The following is a 21,683-nucleotide window of genomic DNA, read 5'->3' on the forward strand; positions in this document are numbered from 1 at the left end:
AAACGGCTTGCGCTGGTCAGCGATAATTCCGTCATGGTCGCGCACATCCTCGACGTCCTGCCTGCGTTCCTGCTCGCGTGCGTGATTCTGGCGGCACTGCCCGGGCCGGCGACCGCGTTGTTCCTGCACCGCGCGATCCGTGACGGCCGCGCGGCGGGCCTCGCGGCTGTCGTGGGCAACGAAATCGGCGTGCTCGGCTGGACCCTGGCAGGCGGGGCCGGACTGTCGATGCTGCTGATGGCCAACCATGCGTTGTCCGTGGTGTTGCACGTCGTCGGCGCGGCGATCCTGATCTGGCTCGGAATCAGCGCGTGGCGCAGCGCGAAACACCCCGCCGACGTCGAGTTGCCGCTGCCGCCGCGCGGACGGACGCCTGCCGCGGCGTTTCGCGCGGCACTCGTGTCGATCGCCGCAAACCCGAAGGCGGCCGCATTCGGCATCGTGGTGCTGCCGCAGTTTCTCCCCGCCACCGGTTCCGTGCTGCCGACGTTGCTGATCCTCGCGGTCATCCAGCTGGTGGTCGACACCGCATGGTGCGTCGGCGTCGTCCTGGCCGCCGACCGCGCACGAAACATCCTGAGCCGCACCCACATTCGTCAACGCATGGAACGAGCAATGGGAGCCGTCCTGGTCGCGCTCGGCCTCGGGCTCGGGGCCGACGCCCGCTAGTGGGCGGCGGCGTCCCAGCTCCGGCCGTATCCGACCGACACCTCGAGCGGAACGTCCAGCGGGTACGCGTTACCCATGTGCTCGCGCACCAGGGCCTCCAGCGCGTCGCGCTCGCCTTCGACGACCTCGAAGAGCAGCTCGTCGTGCACCTGCAGCAGCATGCGCGATTTCAGTCCGGCTGCCTTGATGGCCTCGTCGACGTTGATCATCGCGACCTTGATGATGTCGGCGGCGCTGCCCTGGATGGGCGCGTTGAGCGCGGCACGCTCGGCGGCTTCACGGACGTTGCGGTTACTGCTGTCGAGCTCGGGCAGGTAGCGCCGACGACCGAACACGGTCGACGTGTAGCCGTCCTTGCGGGCCTGGTCGACGACGTCGCGCAGGTAGTCGCGGATGCCGCCGAACCGCGCGAAGTACTGCTCCATCTGGAGTTTGGCTTCCTCGGTGGAGATCTTGAGCTGGCTGGCCAGGCCGTACGCACTCAAGCCGTAGGCCAGGCCGTACGACATGGCCTTGACCCGGCGCCGCAGCTCGGGCGTGACCTCGTCGATCGGCACGTCGAAGGCCCGCGACGCGACGAACGAGTGCAGATCCTCGCCGGTGTTGAAGGCCTCGATCAGGCCCTCGTCACGCGAGAGATGGGCCATGATGCGCATCTCGATCTGGCTGTAGTCGGCCGTCATCAGTTCGGCGTAGCCGTCGCCCACGACGAACGCGTCCCGGATGCGCCTGCCGGCCTCGGTGCGGATCGGGATGTTCTGCAGGTTGGGCTCGGTCGACGAGAGCCGGCCGGTCGCCGCGATGGTCTGGTTGAACGTCGTGTGGATGCGCCCGTCGGAGGCCACCGAGTTGAGCAGCCCGTCGACCGTCACCTTGAGCCGCGTGGCGTCGCGGTGCGTGAGCAGGTGCTGCAGGAACGGATGCCCCGTCTTGTCGAACAACGACTGCAACGCGTCGGCGTCGGTGGTGTAGCCGGTCTTGGTGCGTTTGGTCTTCGGCATCTCCAGCTCGTCGAACAGCACGACCTGAAGCTGCTTGGGTGAGCCGAGGTTGATCTGTTTGCCGATGACGCCGTAGGCGGCCTCGGCGGCGTCGCGGATCTGATCGGCGAAGTCGCTCTGCAGTTCCTTGAGATGCTCGCTGTCGACCGCGATGCCGGTGTGCTCCATCTGGGCCAGCACCCGTTGCACCGGCAGCTCCATGCGCCCCAGCAGCGAGGACGAGTCGATCCGCGCCAACTCCTCGTCGAGCGCGTCGGCGAGATCAAGCACCGCGCAGGCCCGCAGGATCACGGTCTGCACGGCTTGCTCATCCACCCCGTCGGAATCGTCGAGCAGCGAAAGCTGTTGCTGCTCAGGAGTTTCGGCGCGCAACTCGCGGTGCAGGTAGCGCACCGCGAGGTCGTCGAGCGCGAAGCTACGCTGACCGGGCCGCACGAGGTATGCGGCCAGCGCGGTGTCGGAGGTGACGCCGCGCAGCGTCCAGCCCCGGCCTGCCAGATCGTGCATGGCCAGCTTGGCCTCGTGCAGCGCCTTGGGCGGCCCCGGATCGGCGAGCCACGACGCCAGCGCGGCCTCGTCTTCGGGCGTGAGCGTTGCGGTGTCGATGTAGCGGCCGTCACCGTCGGCCGCCACGATGGCCAGCGCGGTGGCGTCGGCGTCATACGCCAGGTGCGTGCCGACGACGGCCAGCCCGAACCGGTTGCCGAGGCTGTGCTCGGACAGCCAGGCCGCGAGCTCGCCGGGTTCCAGCGCGCGCCCGCGGACGTCGAAACCGTGCTCGACCTCGGGCTCGGCCGCGACGAGCGTCTCGAACAACCGGTCCCGCAGCACCCGGAACTCCAGGTCGTCGAACAGGCGGTGGATCTGGTCGCGATCCCACGGCAGGACGCGCAGCGTGTCGGGCGTCTGAGCCAGCGGCACGTCCCTGATCAGCTCGGTGAGCTCACGGTTGAGCACGACGCTGGACAGATTGGCGCGCAGCGCATCGCCCACCTTGCCCTTGACCTTGTCGACGTTGTCGACGAGCCCCTGCAGTGAGCCGTACTCGACGATCCACTTGGTGGCCGTCTTCTCCCCCACACCCGGAATGCCGGGCAGGTTGTCGCTCGGGTCGCCACGCAATGCCGCGAAATCCGGGTACTGCGTCGGGGTGAGGCCGTACTTGTCCGCCACCGCTTCCGGGGTGAAGCGGGTCAACTCGCTGACGCCCTTGCGCGGGTACAGCACCGTGACGTCGTCGGTGACCAACTGCAGCGAGTCGCGGTCGCCGGTGACCACCAGCACGCGGTACCCGTCCTGCTCGGCCTGGGTGGCCAGGGTCGCGATGATGTCGTCGGCCTCAAAGCCGGGCTCGGCGAGCACCGTGATGCCGAGCGCGCCGAGCACCTCCTTGGTGATGTCGATCTGCCCGCGGAACTCGTCGGGCGTCGCCGACCGGCCCTCCTTGTACTCGGGGTATTTCTCCTTGCGGAACGTCTGCCGGGACACGTCGAACGCCGCGGCGACGTGGCTGGGCTGCTCGTCGCGGAGCAGGTTGATGAGCATCGCGGTGAATCCGTAGACCGCGTTGGTGGTCAGCCCGCCCTGCGTCTTGAAGTTCTCGGCCGGAAGCGCGTAGAAGGCGCGGAACGCCAGCGAGTTGCCGTCGAGGAGCATGAGAGTTGGCTTGGTGGTGGCCTGGGCGTCCGTCACGCCACTAACTCTATGCACCGCCTCCGACGAGTTCGGCGGCCATCTCGATGAGCGCCCGCGCGGCCGGGCTGATCGGCCCGGCCGCGCGCCAGGCCAGCACCAGTCGCCCGCGTAGTTCAGGCCTGATCGAGATGGCGTGGACGTCGGTGCGCTCACGGGCCACCGACCCCGGCACGATCGCCACCCCCAGTCCGCGGGCCGCGAGGTCGGCGAGCGCATCGGGCGTCGCGGCCTCGAACACGACGTGCGGCGTGACCCCGGCCGCCGCACATGCCCGGTCGAACTGCCGACGGATGCCCCCGCCGGCCGGCAGCGCGATCAACGGGCGCTGCGCGAGGCCGGCGAGCCCGACCGTGCGGCGCGTCGCCCAGGGATCGGCGTGGCCCACCACGGCCTCGATCGGCTGTTCGGTCGTGGTCGCGACCGCCAGCCCCTCGGGTACCTCGTCGGCACCGACCGACGTGATCGCGACGTCGAACCTGCCGCTGCGGACACCGTCGATCAATGCATCCGAGGTGTCGGTGGACAACGTGATCTCCACCGCGGGATGGGCCCGGTGGTAGTCCGCGAGCAGCTGCGGCATGTCGACGTTGTGGGCCGTCACCGTGCCCACCGTCACCGAACCGCGGACCAGCTGCGCGAGCTCGTCCACCGCGGCCTTGGCCTGCCGCACCGCGTCGAGCGCGGCCCGTGCGTACGGCAGCACGGCCTCCCCCGCCGCAGTGAGCCGGACCTCGCGCCGGGACCGGTCCAGCAGAGGCTGGCCCAATTCCCGCTCCAGCCGGGCGATCTGGGCACTCACCGCGGGCTGCGCGACGTGCACGCGCCGGGCCGCGCGGGTGAAGTTGGCCTCCTCGGTGACGGCCACGAAGTATTCGAGCTGCCGCAGTTCCATAACCTATGATTATAGTTTCTGTATTGAGATCGTATTGGACTTATAACTGCTGCTCCGCGCACGCTGGAAACATGAATATCGTCATCGCAGGCGCCGGCATCGGTGGCCTCACCACAGCATTGACCCTGCACGCGAGGGGCATGGACGTCACCGTCGTGGAATCTGCCCGCGACCTCGCAGCCCTGGGAGTCGGCATCAACCTGCTGCCGCACGCCGTGCGCGAATTGCACGAACTGGGACTCGGCGACGCTTTGCGGGACATCTCGGCCACGCCCGCGGTGATCGACTTCTACACGTCCGACGGGGCGCTGTTGTTCCGCGAACCGCGCGGGATCGAAGGCGGGTACGGCTATCCGCAGTGCTCGGTACACCGCGGCAGGCTGCAGATGCTGTTGCTCGACGCCGTGACGGACCGGCTCGGCCCGGACGCGGTGCGCACCGGTGCGGGCGTGGTCGATTTCGCAGAATCCGCGTCCGGGGTGCGCGTGCGAACGCGGGCAGGCGAATTCGCCGCCGAGGTGTTCGTCGGCGCCGACGGCGTGCAGTCCACGGTGCGGCGCCGACTGCATCCCGGCCCCGACCCGCTGGCCTGGTCGGGCGTGCGGATGTTCCGCGGCGCGAGCCATATGCCGCCGTTCCTCGACGGGCGCACGATGGCGATCGTCAAAGGCCCCGGTGGCGTCGAACTGGTCACCTATCCGATCGGCGGCGATCTGGTGAACTGGGTGCTGCAGGTGGAAGACGGTGAGCCAGGGGCGTTGCCGGGCGACGCGAACTGGAACACCCCGGCCGATCCCGCGGCCGTCGCGGCGCACATGTCGGGCTGGCACCTGGACTGGCTGGACCCCGCCGAGCTTGTGGCCAATTCCGGCAGGGTGTTCGAGTACCCGATGGTCGACCGGGAACCGTTGTCTCACTGGGGAACTCGACGCGTCACCCTGCTCGGCGACGCCGCGCACCCGATGTACCCCGTCGGCGCCAACGGCGGCTCGCAGGCCATCCTCGATGCCCGGGCGCTGGCCGACGAGCTGGCCGAAGGCCGCGGCGTGGCCGGTTACGAAGCCCGGCGCATTCCCGAAACCACCGCCGTGGTGCAGGCGAACCGCGACATGCATGCGTCGAGCCCTGATGATCTGGCCCGGGTCACGGCCGACTACCGCCGGAACACGTTCGCCGACAGGAGTTCCCGATGAGCACGTACGTCCTGGTACCCGGCGCGTGCCACGGCGGCTGGTGCTTCGACGACCTGACGGCCGCGCTGCGCGCGGACGGTAACCGGGTCTTCGCACTCACACTGACCGGACTCGCCGAACGCGCACACCTGCTGCATGCGGGCGTCAACCTCGACACCCACATCGCGGACGTGGTAGCCGAATTCGAGGCTCAGCGCATCATGAACGCGGTTCTGGTCGGGCACAGCTACGGCGGCATGGTGATCACCGCTGTCGCCGACCGCCTCCCGGACCGGGTCCGCGCGCTGGTGTACCTGGACGCGTTCGCGCCCCGGGACGGCGAATCGTGCTGGACGCTGACCAACGAAGAGCAGCGGCAGTGGTATATCGGGGTCGACGCGACGGGCTACGGCGTGCCGCCGCTGCCGTTCTTCGACGAGCGCGCGACCGCGCATCCGCTGGCGTCGCTGCTCCAGCCGGTTCGGCTCGGATGCGAGCCGCAAGGGGTACGCCGGGTGTTCGTCTACGCGCAGCAGTGGCCGACCGAGTCACCGTTCGCACCAACTTACGAGCGGCTGCGCACCGACCCCGCGTGGACGACGTACTCACTCGACGGGGCGCACAACCTCATGCGGGACAACCCGGACGACCTGCTGCGGATCCTCACCGCCGCCGGTCAGTAGCCCAGCAACTTGCGGAACTGTTGTCCGACCGCCATCGACCGGCCCATCCGCTGCACCCAGCCGTCGAGTGCGGCCTTGGTGTCGGCCGGATCCCAGCCACGCTCCCGCGCAAGGGTGATCAGGCCGGCCTCGTCCGTGATCCCCCTGGCCTGAGCGTCCCGCGCCAAGCCGGCGTAATCCTCCAGCGAGATGCCGTTGATGGGCGCCCAGATGGGGTCGTTCTGAGCCACCGACCGGGTCGACGGCCCACCGAAGACGGCGGTGTCGATGGGGCCTGCACCCCGAACGTGCACCATGCCGTCACCCTGCTGGGCGGCTTGTCTTACCTTCTTGAAGAGTCCCATCGATGCCTCCGATCCCCGATGCCGTCTCGGTGAAACTAACGGCGCTGTACTCGGGTGGCTGGGGTATCGGACTACCCCACTTGGACCCGAAACTGGAACACGTTTCAGTTTCGCCGCGGAAATCGGTAGGCTGACCCGCGTGCCAGCAGCAACCACGCAACCCGCGATCGAAGGGTGGTTCGCCACCGACGACGCCGGTGCCACACATCTGATCGGCGGCAAGTGCACCCAGTGCGCCACCTACGTGTTCCCGCCGCGGGAGAACAACTGCCCCAACCCGGCCTGCACCAGCGACACGCTTGACCTGGTTCCGCTGTCGCGCCGCGGCACGGTGTGGAGCTACACCGAGAACCGGTACCTCCCGCCTGCGCCGTACCCGCAGTCCGACCCGTTCGAGCCGTTCGCGATCGCTGCCGTCGAACTGGCCGAGGAAGGCCTGATCGTGCTCGGCAAGGTCGTCGAGGGCACGCTGGCCGCCGACCTCAAGGTCGGCATGGAGATGGAGCTGACCACGATGACGCTCTACACCGACGACGAGGGCGTCGAGCGCACCACCCATGCCTGGAGGATCGCCTGATGAGCACGCCGGAGCCTTTGTACATCCTCGGCGCGGGCATGCACCCGTGGGGCAAGTGGGGACGTGACTTCACCGAGTACGGCGTCGTCGCCGCCCGCGCGGCCCTGGCCGAGGCCGGCCTGGACTGGCGCCAAATCCAGCTGGTCGCGGGCGCCGACACGATCCGCAACGGCTACCCGGGCTTCATCGCCGGGTCGACGTTCGCGCAGAAGCTGGGCTGGAACGGCGTGCCGGTGTCGTCGTCGTACGCGGCGTGCGCGTCGGGCTCACAGGCCCTGCAGAGCGCCAGGGCCCAGATCTTGGCCGGGTTCTGCGATGTGGCGCTGGTGATCGGCGCCGATACCACACCCAAGGGTGCGTTCGCGCCCGTCGGCGGCGAACGCAAGAACGATCCCGACTGGCAGCGGTTCCACCTGCTCGGGGCGATGAACCCCGTGTACTTCGCCCTGCTGGCCCGGCGCCGGATGGACCTCTACGGCGCCACCGCCGAGGACTTCGCGCAGGTGAAGGTGAAGAACTCGCGCCACGGCCTGCAGAATCCGAATGCGCGCTACCGCAAGGAAGCCGCGATCGAAGACGTGCTGGCCAGCCCGGTGGTGTCCGATCCGCTGCGCCAGCTCGACATCTGCGCGACGTCCGACGGGGCGGCGGCGCTGATCGTGGCTTCGAAGTCGTTCGCGGAGAAGCACCTCGGTTCCGTGGAGGGCGTGCCGTCGGTGCGTGCGATCTCGACCGTGACGCCGCAGTACCCACAGCATCTTCCCGAATTGCCGGATATCGCAACGGATTCCACCGCCGTGGTGGCAGCTCCCGAGCGCGTGTTCAAGGACCAGATCCTCGACGCGGCCTACGCCGAAGCCGGGATCGGGCCCGAGGACGTCAGCCTGGCCGAGGTGTACGACCTGTCCACCGCACTCGAGCTGGACTGGTACGAACACCTGGGGCTGTGCGCCAAGGGCGAAGGTGAGCAGTTGCTGCGCAGCGGGGCCACCACCATCGGCGGCCGGGTGCCGGTGAACCCGTCGGGCGGCCTGGCGTGCTTCGGCGAAGCCATCCCGGCGCAGGCCATCGCGCAGGTGTGCGAGCTGACGTGGCAGCTGCGCGGGACCGCGACGGGCCGCCAGGTCGAGGGCGCCACGGTCGGCGTGACCGCCAACCAGGGCCTGTTCGGCCACGGCTCGTCGGTGATCGTCGCGCGATAGCTCACTTCGCACCGCGAACGTGCGGGTCTGCTGCCCGACACACCGGGGAACGTCAGCATTTTCCGCACGTTCGCGCCACGATGACGGTGTGAGCGAAACCGTGGTCGTCCGCGTCAAGCCGGGCAGCAAGAAGGGCCCGCTCGTCGAGGTCGGCGACGACAGTGCGCTCACGATCTATGTGCAGGAGCGCGCGGTCGACGGCAAGGCCAACGAAGCCGTCACGAAACTGCTTGCCGCACATCTCGGGGTGCCGCGCCGCCGCGTGGAGTTGATCTCGGGAGCGACCGCGCGGCTCAAGCGTTTTCGCATCACCTGAGCGCCGACGAGCGTGCACAGAGTGCTGGTCAAAGGCGGCGTGTCGGCGGACAGACACGCACGCTCGCGGTGCAAATGGGCCCTGCGTCAGCCCACGTTGCGGTTCCATTCGAGCCAACCGGTGCCGGTGCGGCCGTCGGCGGTGCGGACAGTTACCCACGCGCGGGGGAACTGACTGACCCGCCCGTCGGGCGCGGTCAACAGCACGGGAGCGTGCCCCTTGATGTCGACCGCCAACTCGATGTCGCCGGGCTGCAGGGTCAGGGTGGTCGCGACAGGGAGGTCGTCAGCGCCGAGGGTCTGCTGCGCTGTGACGGTCTGCAGCTCGACGAGCGGTGCGCCGGCCCGTTGTGAGTAGCCGATGCCGATCGGCGGCATGCCCGCGATCCGGATGTCCACGCCGTGCAGGTGCGTGCCGTCGTCGAGATGCAGTGCGCTCCACACCCAGTTCATCGACCACCAGTCGCGCACGCCCCAGGAATGGTCGCGCTGGCCCGGGACCGCGTCGACGGCGTAGTGCTGCTCCCCCACGGTGACCGCGCCGGTGACCGTGCACGGGATCTCGTAGCGCGGCGTGATCCGGTACTGATACGGGGTGCCGGCAGTGGTCCAGGTCAGGTCGAGCGTGACCTCGACCGGTCGGCCGGATTCGCCGCGCAGCAGGCCCCCCGGATCGTCGTAGGACCGGCCGGTTCCGGTCGCGGTGACGCGATAGGTCCGCAACGGGGTGCCGGGCAGCAGTGCGAGTTCGATGGCCTCGCCGGTCACCGAAGACACGTCGGCCGGCAATGCGGCGTGAAAGTCGTTGAGCGCCACGGTCGGCAGTCCCGGGCCGCAGACCAGCGCGTTGATCCACGCGGTCTCCTGGTTGGGCATCAGGCCGAGCCGGACCCAGCCACCGAAACCTGCCGCGGCGTCTGCGAAGTCGAAGTACCAGCTCTCGTTCCACAATGCCTCGTCACCCGCCTGATGCGCGCCCTCGTCCGCGGCCGCAACCACCAGCGGCTCCGGAACCGCGCGCGGCGCAAGCTCATCCAGCGCACCGGTGTCCAGCACGTGGCTGCAGTGCCGGTCGAGCATCGTCATGAACATCTGATCGCCACGCTCGGTGCGTTCGACGAGCATCGACGACACGATCGCCATCATCACGCCGAAGAAGCTCTGCCGCCGCACCCCGGCGCGGACCTCGTCGAAACTCAGCGGCGCATCGGGCCCCAGCGCGGTGTGGTAGGTGCGCAGCAGCGTCTCGTAGTGCTCGCGGCGCGCCGCGACCGGCAACGCGCAGCCGATGAAATACGCGACGTCGGTCAGCGCGGGCCCCCAGGTGACTGTCTGCCAATCGATGACGGTCAGGGCGCGGTCGGCACCGGAATCGCCGAAGAGCATGTTATCCAGCCGGTAGTCGCCGTGCACCAGTCCCTGCGGCCGGCCGGGCTCGCCCTCGGCCGCCAGGTAGGCGTCGAAGCTCTCGACGAGCCGCTCACACACCCGACGCTGCTCCGGGGTGATCAGCGCACCGTAGCGGTCGGCGAACGCCGTGTAGAGACCCGAGATCATGGCCTGGTTCAGCGGGGTGTCGCGGTTGAGCCACTCGGCCTCGCTCAACGCGCTGCTACCCAGCGCCGGCCCGTGCACGCGGCCCAGTTCGGCCAGCGCCAGGGCCGCCTGTTCGGTTGTCGCACCGCGGATCTCGTCACCTACCGCCGCGGGAGCGGCATCGCCGAGCAGCAGGTCGAACGCTCCCGTCTCGGCGTCGAACGCGGCGTGGTAGCACGGTGCGACGGGACCGGCGGGCAGGTGCGGCGCCACATCGGTGTAGAACCGCACCTCGCGCTCGTAGAGGCCGAGCGCGAGCCCCGTCTGGCGACTGCTCGGATCGGTGGCGGCGACCTTGAGCACCACCGACGCCGGGCCCGACACTCCCTCGACGTACGTGAGCGCCACGCGGTAGCACTCGCTCATCTGGCCGGTGCCGATTCGCTCGACGCGGAATCCGGTCACCGGGGCCGTGCCGAGCGCCTCGGTGAGCCAGTCGCAGGTCAGGTCATCGGGACAGTCGAGCAGAGCGAGCGAAGTCGGGGCCACACAGGCAACTTAGCAGTGGGCCCGATCACACCTGACAGGTGTCAACTAATGGTGGGCGGCCTTGGCGTCGGTGTGTTCGCACGCAGCAGGCGGTGTCGGTGCCACGTCGAGCGACGGGTTACGGTCGAAGAACCCGTACGGCTTGAGCCAGAACGACACCACGTCGACGGGCATCACGGGCCAGTCCTCCGGGCGGGTGATGTGATGGATGCCGAACACGTACCACAGCACCACGTCGGTGTTGTCGATCGAGCGGTTGGCTTTGGTCCATTCCCCGATGCCCGTGTCCGTCGCCGACTGGTTGACGAATTCGCCTGCCGGCCAACGCTCCTCGGCACTGTTCGGAGTGACCCATAGCGTGTGCCCGATCACGGTGGCACGCTGGAAGATCGGCGACGCCGGATCGAACATCGCCGGGAACGCCCCGGTGGGCACCAGCTTGTACGACGGATGCGTGCCGAGCCCGTTGGTCACGTTGGTGTTCACCACTTTCCAGGCCCGCTGCGTGGCGAAGTTGACGTCCTGCTTGCCCTCCGCCTCGGTCCGCAACGGTTCGTTGCGCACCACCAACGACAGCCCCAGCGGATTGTCCGGGCCCATCGGCTCGGCGTAGGACTCGGTCATGTACACCGTGTTGTCACTGCCGTCGATGTCGAGATCCAGTCGGGCGATCAGGAAGTGCTGATGGAACGGCGCATACGTGCGCTCGTCGACCAGGGTGCCGTTGGGATGCGACTGGCCCGGCGCGACGGGCGTGGTCACCATGATCCCGGTGGCCCGGACCTCGCACTCGATGTTGCCGTCCTGATAGAAGCGCCAGTACACCAGATATTCGTAATTGGCGACCGTCACGTGCGACGACACCGTCAGCCTGCGCATCCGGCGCACCTCGGCGCCCGCGTCGTAATCGACGTGCTTCCACAACACGGCGTTGTCTTCCTCGTGGATGCAGACCGCGTTCTCGATGGTGTACGGCTCGCCCTTGCTGTTGTGCAGAACCGCGTCCAGATAGCGGATTTCACCCAGGCAGTCGCACCCCAGCGCCAGCGACGTGGTCATGAAACCCAGGCCCCATTCACCGATGTCGAACGCGGTCCTGCGGTAGTGGTCGACCGACGAATCGCGATAGGGCACGACCATCTCGGCGAATGACATCCGGTGCGCGACAGAACGATTCGTTTCACCGTCGCGGTACCGCACGGTGTGCAACGTCATGCCCTCGCGATGGTTGAACCCGACCCGCAGCGACCAGTTCTGCCACTGCAGCAGGTTGCCGTCGAGCGTGAACGACGGCCCCTCCGGTTGGGTGATGTTCAGCGGTTTGAGCGGTTCGCGGGTGGAGGCCGAGCGGATGCGCTCTGGAATGTGCCGGGGCACGTATTCGCCCATCACATCCGGACTTTCGGAGCTGCCGTCGTCCTCGATGCGCAGCAGTTCCATGGTGTTGAGGTCGATGACGCAGTGCAGGCCGCTGACCGGATGCGCATAAGGATTGGCACCGGGCGCGTCCTTGTACCACGTGTCCGACCAGCCGATGCGCCGGTCACGGTATTCGGGCGGCGCGACCGCATCACCGTAGGTCCAGGTGTCCATGAAGACGTTGTCCATGTCCGTAATGCCCCGTTTGGCCAGCGCGGCGATGACGTCGGGGTGGTTGCGCAACACCTCGTCGCACTCGACGAACTCGTCGACGGTGAAGTTGGCCTGTACCCCTGGCACGTGGTCGAACGTCTCGACACGGTCGTCGGTCAATGACACCGCGCCCTTGTACGTGGCGTTCTCGGCGCGGTTGAGGCAGATCACCGCGGCGCGGCGCGGTGGGGTCGGACCGCCGTCGTCGAACGCCGCCAGGTCGCTCTTGGACGGCTCGATCAGCTCCACCGAGGCGATGCGCCAGCCGTCGTCCACCCCGTGTTCACGCCGCAATATCGCTGCCACCGCGGTGAAGTCGTCGGCGGACAGCGGATCCAGAGGGTAGCTCACGCGATCACGGAATCACACCCGAGGGGCTTCCCGCAGCGGATCGCGCAAGTCAGCGCTCGGCGAGCGAAAAGCCCTCCCAGGCTCGCCGCCGCTCGGCCCTCGGGTCGTGTTCGACACGGGATCGGCGGTCGAACACGTACACCGCGCGGCTGTCGGTGTCATACGCCGGCCATCCCGTGCCGGGGATCCCGGACCGGCTGAATTCACGCCACCGGGTCTGCACGTCCCGGGTGACCCTGCGCGCCGAGCTGCGGTCCGCGGCCGCCGCGAGCATCGAGCCGTAGCGCGTGCTGTAGGTGTCGAACACCGCGAGCAACTCCATCGCGTGCGTCGCCCCGAGGCCCGACCAGCGCAGCGTGCGGGGTGCATAGTCGTAGCGGTACACGTAAGTGGGCGCGTGCCTGCTGTGCGCCTCGGCGATCTGCCACGTCGCCGAGCCGAACGCGAAGTCCCCACCGAGCCGGACACACGCCGCGGCACTCGGATAACCCGGGTAGGCCGCGACGATCTTCTCCCGGTGCTCCGGGTCGACATCGGCGAACAGCTTCTCGATCATGGCCTCGTTGGTCGGCAGCAGCTGCAGGAACCGGGTGAACAACCGTCCCTCGTCTGCGTTGTTGCCGACGATCAACGGCAGCCGGTGGGCCGTGCCGTCGGCCATCGCCTCGACCGGATCAGCCGGCAGGAACGGGGTGCCGTGCGTCGGACCGACCGGGAACGCCCCGGGCATATCGCTCTGACCACGCCCGATGAGCGCTGCGAGAGCCTTGCCCAGTTCGGCGGGACGCAACGTCTTGACCGCGGCAGCCGGCTCGTCGGCACCCAGTAGTTCCCCGAACTTCTGCGCGAGCCTCGCGGCGGCGGGCGCCGAGCTCACCATGCCGCTGGCAGGGCTTTCCGAGATGACCCGGGCGAACAGCCCTGCGGCCGCGGGCACCGCGAGCAACGTGGCCACGGCCTGTGCCCCCGCACTCTCGCCGAAGATCGTGACGTTGTCGGGATCTCCGCCGAACACCGCGATGTTGTCCCGGACCCACTGCAGCGCCAGCACCAGATCGCGCAGGAACAGGTTGTCGTCGATCGGGTGGTCCCGCGTCGACAGCGACGACAACTCCATGCAGCCCAGCACGCCGAGCCGGTAGTTGACCGACACGTAGACGCAGCCGCGCCGGGCCAGCGCCGCGCCGTCGTAGATCGGCGTCGCCGAACTGCCGAGGATGTAGCCGCCGCCGTGCACGAAGAACATCACCGGCAACGGGCCTTGCTCGGCCGGCGACTCGGGCGCCACCACGTTGAGCGTCAGACAGTCTTCGCTCATCGGCTGGTATTTGCCCACCCCCATGACTGTGTAGCGCCGTTGCTGCGGCGCGCAGTAGGAGAATCCGTGGCAGTAGCGCACGCCCGGCCACGGTTGTGCGGGCTGCGGCGCGCGCAGCCGGAGTGGGCCCACCGGTGGTCGCGCGTAAGGGATCGAGCGCCATCTGTGCACGCCGTCCCGGGTGAAGCCTTCGACGATCCCGGTGCTGATGGTTGCGCGGACGGTTCGTTCGTGCATTAGCTGACGGTAGCGAACATCGCCCGCGCACGCCGCGCCTGGTCGCGGGCGCGTCGTGGACCGCTAGCCTTGCGGGTATGCGAATTGCCGCGAAGTTCGCGCCGGTGTTGGGGTTGATGCTGCTGGCGGCATGCTCGTCCGGAAACGACCGTCCCGCCGAATCGACCGGCCAGACCCGGTTGTCGGTTCCGACGAGCAGCGCCCACACCAGCGCGAAACCGACGACGACCACCACCTCGCCGCTGCCCACCACTGCGCCCGCCGCAGGTACCCCGATGCCGACCGTGATCCGCTGGGTCGAGGCCGGTACCGCGGCCGACCCCGAGCGGTTCCATTCGGCCACCCGGGACGGCGAGACCACCGACGTGAGCCCCGACGTCGCGTTCGTAGGCGCTTCGGGCGCCGCGCGGTGTGCCACCGACAAACTCGTCGCGGGCCAGCTGGCGTGCCTGGTCACCGCCGACGGGCTGCCGCCGAAGCCGTCCGACGTCGAGGGCAACTGGGTGGCCAACTGGGTCGACTTCATCGGGCCGACGCTCGATGTCGGCTCTCTGCACGGCGACCCGGGTCGTTTCACCTACGGAAACGGAGCCGATTTGCCCACCGGGCAGTCACTGGCGTTCGGCGACTACCGGTGCCGCACCGACGCGACCACGCTGGTGTGCGTCAACTACGCGCACCAGTCCGGCGTGCGGATCAGCAAGGCGGGTGTCGAACCGCTGGGGTGCCTCAAACCGGTGCCGCCTCAGGTCGGGATCGGCAGGCAGTTCGGCTGCGAGCCTGCTTAAGCGACGCCTTTGCGGCGCAGGATCGGCAGTACGCCTTCGGCGAACCAGTACGCCTCTTCCAGGTGCGGATAGCCGGACAGGATGAACTCGTCGAAGCCCAGCGAGTGGTACTCGTAGACGAGATTGGCGACCTCCTCGTGGCTGCCGACCAACGCGGTGCCCGCACCGCCGCGGACCAGGCCGACACCGGCCCACAGGTTGGGGTAGATCTCGAGCTTGTCGAGCCGGCCGCCGTGCAGCGCGGTCATGCGGCGCTGCCCTTCGGACTGCGATTTGGCGTGCAGTGCAGTCGCTTTCGCGATCTGATCGGGGCTCAGCTCGGAGACCAACTCATCGGCGACCGCCCAGGCCGCGGCCGAGGTGTCCCGCGAGATCGTGTGCAGCCTGATGCCGAACCGCACCGTGCGGCCGCGCTCCTCGGCCAGCGCGCGGACCCGTTGGATCTTCGCCGCGGCCGCCTGCGGCGGCTCACCCCAGGTCAGGTACACGTCGACGTGCTCGGCCGCGATCGGCAGCGCGGCAGGTGACGACCCGCCGAAGTAGATCTGCGGCAACGGATCCGGCGGCGCGGACACCCTGGCGTCGGCGACCCGGTAGTGGCTGCCCTCGAAGTCCAGCGATTCGTCGCCGCCCTGGCGCCACAGCGTGTTCACGATGTGCAGGAATTCTCCCGTGCGCGAGTAGCGTTCGTCGTGGCTGAGCCAGTCGCCGAACCGGCGCTGCTCGACGTCGTCGCCGCCGCTGACCACGTTGAGCAGGAGCCTGCCGTCGGAGAATCGCTGAAACGTGGCAGCCTGTTGCGCGGCCAGGGTCGGCGGTACCAGGCCGGGCCGGAACGCCACGAGGAACTTCAGCCGCTCGGTCTCGGCGATCAGCGCCGAGGTGGTCAACCACGCGTCCTCGCACCAGGTTCCGGTCGGGGTGAGCACACCTTCGTAGCCCAGCCGGTCTGCCGCGCGGGCCACCTCGGCCAGGTACCGGCGCGTGGGCGGCCGGAAGTTGTCAGGAACGTGCTGTTGTGCCGACGCGTGCGACGAACCGACGATCGAGCGGCCGTCGCCTGCGGTGGGGAGAAACCAGAAGAATCGGGCTTGAGCGGTCAAGACGCCTCTTTCCTAGTTGCGGTTGAGGTAGTACGGCCGCAGTTCGTCGGCGTAGCGGCGGTCGACGAACGACGCGAAGTCGGGTGCCGCGGCGATCTGCCCTGACTCGGCGAACAGATCGGCCATCTCCTGTTCGGACGCGACCAACGGATCGGACAGGTCGGTGGGCAGGCGCAGGCTGCGGCCCTGCGCGGTGGCCGCCACCGCGGGGTCGAGGCCGACCTCGGCCGCGTACCGCTGGACCCACTGCTCCCGGTTGGAGTTGGCCCACTGCACGGCCTTGGCGTAGCGCACCAGCAGATCGGCCAACGCGGTGTTGCGTTTGGGGTCGGCGAGCGCCGCGTCTGAGGCCACGCCGAACCCCGCGCCGTTGGTGACGCCGGTCGCGCGGGCGATGCTGCGCACCGGAAGTTCCTTCTCGGCTTGAGCCGTATAGGGATCCCACACCGCCCACACATCCACGCGGTGCTGCTTGAAGGCCGACAAGGCGTCGGCAGGTTGCAGGAACACCAGCTTCACGTCGGCAGGGGTGAGACCCGCACGGTTCAGCTGCACCAGCGTATGGCCGTGGGCCGAACTGCCTTTCGCGATCGCGATGCTCTTGCCCCGCAAGTCGGCGACCGATCGGATCGGCGAGTCGGCCGGCACCAGGATCTGGTCGCCGAACCCGCCGCCGTCGTAGGCCGAGACCACCTTCACCTTGGCGTTGGACGCGGCGCCGAAGATCGGCGGCGTGTTGCCCGTGATCGCGAAATCGATCTTGCCCGCGGTCGCGGCCTCGATCTGCGGTGGCCCGGACGTGAACGTGGAGAACGCCACCTGGTACGGCAGACCGTCGAGCGCGCCCGCGGCTTTCAACAACGATTCCGTGCCGCCCTTCTGATCGCCGATCTGCAGTGTCACGTCGGCGAGCTCGGACAGCGGAACCGTCTCCGGTGCCGCCTGCGGCGCCGAATTGTCCTGCCGGGAAACACAACCCGCCAGCAGCCCGGCGACGAGCAACAGCACCGCAAGCACGCGGTTGGGTGTGGACATGGCCCTCATTTCGTCGTGTCGGTGCTCAGAGTGCGACACCGAGCTGGTGCAGCAGTTCGGCGCGGTAGCGCTCGGTGTTGGCCGACGGATCGCCGGGCGACCGTCGCGTGTCGTCGATCTCGAGCGTGTGCACCACCCGGCCGTCCTCCAGCACCAGCACCCGGTCGGCCAGCGCGACCGCCTCGTCGACGTCGTGCGTCACCAGCAGCACCCCGAATCCGTGTTCGCGCCACAGATCGAGCAGCAGCGTGCGCATGCTGAGCCTGGTCAGCGCATCCAGCGCGCCGAACGGCTCGTCGAGCAACAACAGCTGCGGCTCGGCCACCAGGGCGCGGGCCAGCGAAACCCGTTGCGCCTGACCACCCGACAGCGTCAACGGCCAGGCATTGCCACGATCGGCCAGGCCCACGTCGGCGAGCGCGGCCTCGGCCCGGGCCGATGCCTGCCCGCGAGAGAGCGGGCTGCGGGTGAGCCCGTAGGCGACATTGGTGCGCACGTCGCGCCACGGAAACAGCCGCGGTTCCTGAAACGCCAGCGCGGGCGCCCCGGCCACCACGCGCTCACCGGTGTGGTCGGTGGACAACCCGGCCAGCACGCGCAGCACGGTCGACTTGCCGGATCCGCTGCGCCCGATCAGTGCCACGATCTCACCGCTGCCGACGCGGATCGACACGTTGTCGAGCACGTGATGCTCGCCGTACCACTTGTCGACGCCCCGCAACTCACCGGCAATGGTCGTGGTGCGCTCGGAAATGACTGTCATGCGCGATACCTCAGGGCTCGACGTTCCAGCAGGCGGACGATTGCGTCGGTGCCGATGCCCAGCAGCGCGTAGACGATCAGCCCGAAGATGATGATGTCGATGCGCAGGAAGTCCCGGGCATTGTTGATCAGGAAGCCGATTCCCTTGTCCGCGTTGATCTGCTCGGCGACGATGAGCGTGAGCCAGGCGATGGCCAGCGACTGCCGGAAGCCCACCAGCACCTGCGGCGCCGCACTGGGCACGATGATGTTCCGGAACCGTTGCCAGAACGAAAAGCCAAGCACCTGAGCCGTTTCGAACAACTTGGGGTCGACCTGCCGCACGGCCGAGAAGGTGTTGAGGTACAGCGGGAAGCTCACGCCGAGGGCGACCAGCAGCACCTTGGGCAATTCTCCGATGCCGAACCACAGGATGAACAGCGGGATCAGACCCAGGTGCGGTAGCGCGCGGATCATCTGCATCGGCGGGTCGACCGTGGCTTCCAGCCAGCGCGACAATCCGACCGCGGTACCCAGCGCGACCCCGATGACCCCGCCGAGCAGCAACCCGGCCCCGACCCTCAGCCCGGAGACCTGTAGCGCGTCGGCCAGTTGGCCGTTGCGGATGAGCTCGATGCCGGCCTCGACGATGAGCGACGGCGCGGGCAGGACATCCTGCGGTATCAGGCCGACCGCGCTGCCCAGTTGCCACAACGCCAGCAAGACCACTGGCGAGATCAGCCGGATGACGGCCCATTTGCGTTGGCCGGAGTGACGTTTGGCCCTGCGGGCGGGTGCAGTGAGAGTGGCCTCCGGCGCGATCGGCACCGCCGGCACGGTGGAACTGGTCACGGTGAGTCGACGTTACGGCCCGCGCCGATCACCGATAAGGGTTGTAATCGGGCTGAGGGAAAGGGACTGCCATACGAAAGTGCCCCGTCGGGTCGACCGGGTGACGGTCGACCCGACGGGGCCGATGGAGAGTCGAAGCTCAGCCGAACCGCGTGTTCCCGGTGACGAGCTGGGCGATGACGTCGTGACCGTTGATCGTCGAGGTGAACGACCCGTTCTGCAGCCGGATCAGCTGCTGCGCCTGCTGCAGCTTGCGCTTGTTGCGGACCTGGGCCTGGAACTGCTGCGCGTTGAGTTGCTGCAGCTCGGCCTGCTCGAAGTCACGACCCGAGATGCCGCCGTTGAACTGCACGCCGACCGCCGAGCCGTCGGGCCGGACCACCCACGAGGCCCGCACACCCTCGAAATCGGCGGTGTACATGCCCGCGGGGTCGGTCACCGCGGCCGCGGTGAACGTGTAGTTGACGCCGTTCATCGTCAGGTCGCCCTTGGCGTCGGAGGCGTTGAAGTCGGCCTTGAGCGTGTCCTTGAACTTCGACGTGATGTCGATCTTGCCGTCGGTCTGGTTGCCGAAGAACCACGCCTCGTCGTCGACACCGTTGCAGGCATAGGCGGTGACGTTGGTGCCGTCCACCGAGATGCCGATGGTCATCTTCTTGCCCTCGGACTCCATGTCGGCCATGTAGCGGATGGACGCGGGCAGCGGCGCCGCAGTGGCGGCCGCACTTGTCGTCGGAGCCGGCGCCGATGACGATTCGGCCTCCGGCGTAGAGCCGCCGGAGCAGGCGGACAGGGTGCCCAGGGCGACGATCGCGCTGACACCCACGAGCAGGTTGCGGAGGGATTTTCTCATGTCATCAGCATGAACGGCGGCCGCGGGCGCTGCATGAAGATTGTGTGGAGATTGCCTGGAGAACGCGGGTTCACTCGGCCAGGAAGGCGTCCAGCTCGTCGCAGAAAACCTGCCAGGCCGGTTCCGTCGACGTCAGCAGGTGGTTGTTGCTCGACAACGCGACCAGCCGCGAGTCCGGGATCAGCGTCGCGAGCTCCTCACCGAACTGCATCGGCACACGGTGATCGTCGCGCGAATGCATGATCAATGTCGGGCAACGGACTTCGCTGGCCGCGTCGCGCACGTCGATGCGCGCGAACTCCTCCAGGAACCGCACCGCATTCTCGGGCGACGTGGTGCGGCGCTGGAGTTGATCGAACGCGGCCCAGTCTGCGCGGGTGCCGTCGGGCAGGAACTGTGCTGCGAACACCTGCCTGAAAGCCGGGTCGTCGCGGCCCCAGCCGACCCGGGCCAGGTCGAGATCGAGTGCGGCAGCCCGCTTTTCGTCGTCACCGACCGCCCGCACGGCGCGGCCCCTTGCGTAGGCCCCGCACAGCACCAGGCGGCTGACCCGCTCGGGGTGCCGGGCTGCGTAAGCCACCGCGACCGCGCCGCCCTGCGAAACGCCGAGCAGCGGAAAACGTTCCAGCCCAAGCGCTTCCACGACCGATTCCAGGTCGGCAACCCAGTCGTCGAACGAGAAGTCGGAGGCCTCCCAGTCCGACAGCCCGCAACCTCGCTCGTCGTACCGGATGAACGTGTGGTTGCGCGACAGATCCCGCACCCAGTGCCGCCACACGGGGCTTTCGATGTCATACCCGAGGTGCGTCATCCAGTTGGCGGCCCGCACCAGCGGCGGGCCCTCCCCCGCAACGGCGTACGCGAGCCGCACGCCGTCGCCGGCCCGGCAGAACGCGATGTGCTGACGCGGCGGCGGTTGCTGCTCCTGGGGCGGCTGAGCCGGCGTCTCGGCCTGCGGCGTATCGGGTTCGCCGACCGCACCGACGAACTGGTAGCCCCGGCCGCGCACGGTACGGATGTAGCGCTGCGACTCGCCGTCGTCGCCCAGCGCACGCCGCGCGGCCTTGATCCGGCTGGTCAGCGCGGCCTCCCCGACGAACCGCCCGCCCCACACCGAATCGAACAGCTCCTCCTTGGTGACCACGCGCTCGTGGTGGCTGACCAACTGGTTGAGGACGTCGAACACCTGGGGCTCGACCCGGATCACGGCGCTGCCCTGGCGCAACTCGTAGCGGCCGATGTCGAGGACGAAATCATCGAAGCGCCAGACGCGCGTCGACTCGGTCTGCTCGTGCTGCGATCCGCCGGTCACCGACGTCATCGTAGAGCTAGCGCCAGCCGTCGGCGGCCTTGGCGGCCTGCATCAACGCATCGCAGAGCTGGCGGAGCTCGTCGGCCGCGGCGCCCTCGTCGACGGCCGTGGCGACGTCTTCGGCCGCACACCGAACCTGATAGACCCGATCCGCGAGTTGGGCCGCTTCCTCAGCGGTCAGCACCACCGAATCGGGCGACAGCGACGTGCCCTTGACCATCGCCCGTTGCTCGTAGGCCCGCTGCCGGCAGGACTGCCTGCAGTACTGACGCCTGCGGCCCATCTGCGCGTCGGCCACCTCACGTCCGCACCACCGACACGGTTGCGGACGTTTGCGTCTGCCCGGCGCGGTAGTCATGGAACCCGACTGTAGACGGAGGTTCCTTGTGATCGGCGTATCATGAGGGGTCGAGTCGGGAACTCAGCAACGCCATGCAGCGTTGAAACATCCGGACAAATTCGCGTGAATGAGGAGTGTTGACGATGGCTGATCGTGTCCTGCGAGGCAGTCGCCTCGGAGCCGTGAGCTACGAGACCGACCGCAACCATGACCTGGCGCCGCGTCAGGTCGCCCGCTACCGCACCGACAACGGCGAGGAGTTCGACGTCCCGTTCGCCGACGACGCCGAGATTCCCGGCACCTGGCTGTGCCGCAACGGCCTGGAAGGCACCCTCATCGAGGGTGACGTGCCCGAGCCCAAGAAGGTCAAGCCGCCGCGCACCCACTGGGACATGCTGTTGGAGCGCCGGTCGGTCGACGAGCTCGAGGAGCTGCTCAAGGAGCGCCTCGATTTGATCAAGACCAAGCGGCGCGGTAGCTGAACCG

Annotated in this window: 21 protein-coding genes; 8 read left to right on the forward strand and 13 right to left on the reverse strand. The window is 68.4% G+C overall.

Annotated features, from left to right (window positions below; genetic code table 11):
* Positions 1 to 33 precede the first annotated feature (33 nt).
* The gene (locus G6N67_RS34800; protein ID WP_036439316.1) at positions 34 to 669 is read left to right on the forward strand and encodes a LysE family translocator; all 636 of its coding nucleotides are present in this window, start codon (positions 34 to 36) and stop codon (positions 667 to 669) included.
* Here the strand turns inward: G6N67_RS34800 and polA are convergent.
* Entirely contained in the window at positions 666 to 3,326 is a 2,661-nt protein-coding gene (polA, locus tag G6N67_RS34805) for a DNA polymerase I (protein WP_230022832.1), read from the reverse strand. The two genes, G6N67_RS34800 and polA, sit on opposite strands and share 4 nt — an antisense overlap.
* A 46-nt stretch (positions 3,327 to 3,372) precedes the next feature.
* Positions 3,373 to 4,257 (reverse strand): LysR family transcriptional regulator, encoded by an 885-nt coding sequence (locus G6N67_RS34810; protein WP_036439312.1) that lies wholly within the window; start codon positions 4,255 to 4,257, stop codon positions 3,373 to 3,375.
* 71 nt (positions 4,258 to 4,328) lie between these two features.
* Here G6N67_RS34810 and G6N67_RS34815 point away from each other — a divergent pair, with 71 nt between their 5' ends.
* Positions 4,329 to 5,450, forward strand: a complete 1,122-nt coding sequence (locus G6N67_RS34815; protein ID WP_036439310.1) for an FAD-dependent monooxygenase — start codon at positions 4,329 to 4,331, stop codon at positions 5,448 to 5,450.
* The gene (locus G6N67_RS34820; RefSeq protein WP_036439308.1) at positions 5,447 to 6,112 is read left to right on the forward strand and encodes an alpha/beta fold hydrolase; all 666 of its coding nucleotides are present in this window, start codon (positions 5,447 to 5,449) and stop codon (positions 6,110 to 6,112) included. The genes G6N67_RS34815 and G6N67_RS34820 overlap by 4 nt, the downstream gene beginning before the upstream one ends.
* Here the strand turns inward: G6N67_RS34820 and G6N67_RS34825 are convergent.
* Positions 6,106 to 6,456, reverse strand: a complete 351-nt coding sequence (locus G6N67_RS34825; RefSeq protein ID WP_036439306.1) for a hypothetical protein — start codon at positions 6,454 to 6,456, stop codon at positions 6,106 to 6,108. The two genes, G6N67_RS34820 and G6N67_RS34825, sit on opposite strands and share 7 nt — an antisense overlap.
* 139 nt (positions 6,457 to 6,595) lie before the next feature.
* Between G6N67_RS34825 and G6N67_RS34830 the strand changes: the two genes are divergently transcribed.
* From G6N67_RS34830 to G6N67_RS34840, 3 genes are all read left to right on the forward strand, one after another.
* Complete coding sequence (locus G6N67_RS34830; RefSeq protein ID WP_036439304.1) at positions 6,596 to 7,033, forward strand: Zn-ribbon domain-containing OB-fold protein; 438 nt, start codon at positions 6,596 to 6,598, stop codon at positions 7,031 to 7,033.
* Positions 7,033 to 8,235: a lipid-transfer protein gene (locus G6N67_RS34835; protein WP_036439302.1), complete on the forward strand. Its 1,203-nt coding sequence runs from the start codon at positions 7,033 to 7,035 to the stop codon at positions 8,233 to 8,235. The genes G6N67_RS34830 and G6N67_RS34835 overlap by 1 nt, the downstream gene beginning before the upstream one ends.
* A gap of 88 nt (positions 8,236 to 8,323) precedes the next feature.
* Positions 8,324 to 8,551 (forward strand): DUF167 domain-containing protein, encoded by a 228-nt coding sequence (locus G6N67_RS34840; RefSeq protein ID WP_036439300.1) that lies wholly within the window; start codon positions 8,324 to 8,326, stop codon positions 8,549 to 8,551.
* Between the two features lie 86 nt (positions 8,552 to 8,637).
* Here the strand turns inward: G6N67_RS34840 and G6N67_RS34845 are convergent, their stop codons facing one another.
* The 3 genes from G6N67_RS34845 to G6N67_RS34855 are packed head-to-tail and all read right to left on the reverse strand — an operon-like array spanning position 8,638 to position 14,173.
* Positions 8,638 to 10,635, reverse strand: coding sequence for a DUF7064 domain-containing protein (locus G6N67_RS34845; RefSeq protein ID WP_036439298.1), 1,998 nt, complete (start codon positions 10,633 to 10,635; stop codon positions 8,638 to 8,640).
* 45 nt (positions 10,636 to 10,680) lie between these two features.
* A complete protein-coding gene (locus G6N67_RS34850) occupies positions 10,681 to 12,618 on the reverse strand; it encodes a primary-amine oxidase (protein ID WP_036439296.1) in 1,938 nt (645 codons plus the stop codon).
* 49 nt (positions 12,619 to 12,667) lie between these two features.
* A complete protein-coding gene (locus tag G6N67_RS34855) occupies positions 12,668 to 14,173 on the reverse strand; it encodes a carboxylesterase/lipase family protein (RefSeq protein ID WP_036439294.1) in 1,506 nt (501 codons plus the stop codon).
* 77 nt (positions 14,174 to 14,250) lie between these two features.
* On the opposite strand from G6N67_RS34855, the gene G6N67_RS34860 reads away from it, so the two are divergent.
* Positions 14,251 to 14,961, forward strand: a complete 711-nt coding sequence (locus tag G6N67_RS34860) for a hypothetical protein (protein WP_036439293.1) — start codon at positions 14,251 to 14,253, stop codon at positions 14,959 to 14,961.
* Here the strand turns inward: G6N67_RS34860 and G6N67_RS34865 are convergent.
* The 7 genes from G6N67_RS34865 to G6N67_RS34895 form a co-directional block, all read right to left on the reverse strand.
* Positions 14,958 to 16,064 (reverse strand): LLM class flavin-dependent oxidoreductase, encoded by a 1,107-nt coding sequence (locus G6N67_RS34865; RefSeq protein WP_036439292.1) that lies wholly within the window; start codon positions 16,062 to 16,064, stop codon positions 14,958 to 14,960. The genes G6N67_RS34860 and G6N67_RS34865 overlap by 4 nt on opposite strands.
* Before the next feature lie 12 nt (positions 16,065 to 16,076).
* Positions 16,077 to 17,099, reverse strand: coding sequence for an ABC transporter substrate-binding protein (locus tag G6N67_RS34870; RefSeq protein WP_036439290.1), 1,023 nt, complete (start codon positions 17,097 to 17,099; stop codon positions 16,077 to 16,079).
* Positions 17,100 to 17,124: 25 nt separating this feature from the next.
* The gene (locus G6N67_RS34875; protein ID WP_036439288.1) at positions 17,125 to 17,862 is read right to left on the reverse strand and encodes an ABC transporter ATP-binding protein; all 738 of its coding nucleotides are present in this window, start codon (positions 17,860 to 17,862) and stop codon (positions 17,125 to 17,127) included.
* Entirely contained in the window at positions 17,859 to 18,587 is a 729-nt protein-coding gene (locus G6N67_RS34880; protein WP_179976893.1) for an ABC transporter permease, read from the reverse strand. The genes G6N67_RS34875 and G6N67_RS34880 overlap by 4 nt, the downstream gene beginning before the upstream one ends.
* A 244-nt stretch (positions 18,588 to 18,831) precedes the next feature.
* Positions 18,832 to 19,545, reverse strand: coding sequence for a hypothetical protein (locus tag G6N67_RS34885; protein WP_036439287.1), 714 nt, complete (start codon positions 19,543 to 19,545; stop codon positions 18,832 to 18,834).
* Positions 19,546 to 19,615: 70 nt separating this feature from the next.
* The gene (locus G6N67_RS34890; RefSeq protein WP_036439285.1) at positions 19,616 to 20,866 is read right to left on the reverse strand and encodes an alpha/beta hydrolase; all 1,251 of its coding nucleotides are present in this window, start codon (positions 20,864 to 20,866) and stop codon (positions 19,616 to 19,618) included.
* A 7-nt stretch (positions 20,867 to 20,873) separates the two neighbouring features.
* Entirely contained in the window at positions 20,874 to 21,215 is a 342-nt protein-coding gene (locus G6N67_RS34895) for a hypothetical protein (protein ID WP_036439283.1), read from the reverse strand.
* 125 nt (positions 21,216 to 21,340) lie between these two features.
* Here G6N67_RS34895 and rbpA point away from each other — a divergent pair, with 125 nt between their 5' ends.
* Complete coding sequence (gene rbpA, locus G6N67_RS34900) at positions 21,341 to 21,679, forward strand: RNA polymerase-binding protein RbpA (protein ID WP_036439282.1); 339 nt, start codon at positions 21,341 to 21,343, stop codon at positions 21,677 to 21,679.
* The last annotated feature ends 4 nt before the right edge of the window (positions 21,680 to 21,683 follow it).

The organism is Mycolicibacterium mageritense (assembly GCF_010727475.1).
Lineage (GTDB): Bacteria > Actinomycetota > Actinomycetes > Mycobacteriales > Mycobacteriaceae > Mycobacterium > Mycobacterium mageritense.

Excerpts from the sequence above, each read along its gene's own strand:
- G6N67_RS34810 (WP_036439312.1), bottom strand. The coding sequence starts at position 4,257 with ATGGAACTGCGGCAGCTCGAATACTTCGTGGCCGTCACCGAGGAGGCC.
- G6N67_RS34875 (WP_036439288.1), bottom strand. The coding sequence starts at position 17,862 with ATGACAGTCATTTCCGAGCGCACCACGACCATTGCCGGTGAGTTGCGG.
- rbpA (WP_036439282.1), top strand. The coding sequence starts at position 21,341 with ATGGCTGATCGTGTCCTGCGAGGCAGTCGCCTCGGAGCCGTGAGCTAC.
- G6N67_RS34860 (WP_036439293.1), top strand. The coding sequence starts at position 14,251 with ATGCGAATTGCCGCGAAGTTCGCGCCGGTGTTGGGGTTGATGCTGCTG.
- G6N67_RS34855 (WP_036439294.1), bottom strand. The coding sequence starts at position 14,173 with ATGCACGAACGAACCGTCCGCGCAACCATCAGCACCGGGATCGTCGAA.
- G6N67_RS34895 (WP_036439283.1), bottom strand. The coding sequence starts at position 21,215 with ATGACTACCGCGCCGGGCAGACGCAAACGTCCGCAACCGTGTCGGTGG.
- G6N67_RS34890 (WP_036439285.1), bottom strand. The coding sequence starts at position 20,866 with ATGACGTCGGTGACCGGCGGATCGCAGCACGAGCAGACCGAGTCGACG.
- G6N67_RS34885 (WP_036439287.1), bottom strand. The coding sequence starts at position 19,545 with ATGAGAAAATCCCTCCGCAACCTGCTCGTGGGTGTCAGCGCGATCGTC.
- G6N67_RS34820 (WP_036439308.1), top strand. The coding sequence starts at position 5,447 with ATGAGCACGTACGTCCTGGTACCCGGCGCGTGCCACGGCGGCTGGTGC.
- G6N67_RS34825 (WP_036439306.1), bottom strand. The coding sequence starts at position 6,456 with ATGGGACTCTTCAAGAAGGTAAGACAAGCCGCCCAGCAGGGTGACGGC.
- G6N67_RS34835 (WP_036439302.1), top strand. The coding sequence starts at position 7,033 with ATGAGCACGCCGGAGCCTTTGTACATCCTCGGCGCGGGCATGCACCCG.
- G6N67_RS34815 (WP_036439310.1), top strand. The coding sequence starts at position 4,329 with ATGAATATCGTCATCGCAGGCGCCGGCATCGGTGGCCTCACCACAGCA.
- G6N67_RS34800 (WP_036439316.1), top strand. The coding sequence starts at position 34 with ATGGTCGCGCACATCCTCGACGTCCTGCCTGCGTTCCTGCTCGCGTGC.
- polA (WP_230022832.1), bottom strand. The coding sequence starts at position 3,326 with ATGCTCCTCGACGGCAACTCGCTGGCGTTCCGCGCCTTCTACGCGCTT.
- G6N67_RS34870 (WP_036439290.1), bottom strand. The coding sequence starts at position 17,099 with ATGTCCACACCCAACCGCGTGCTTGCGGTGCTGTTGCTCGTCGCCGGG.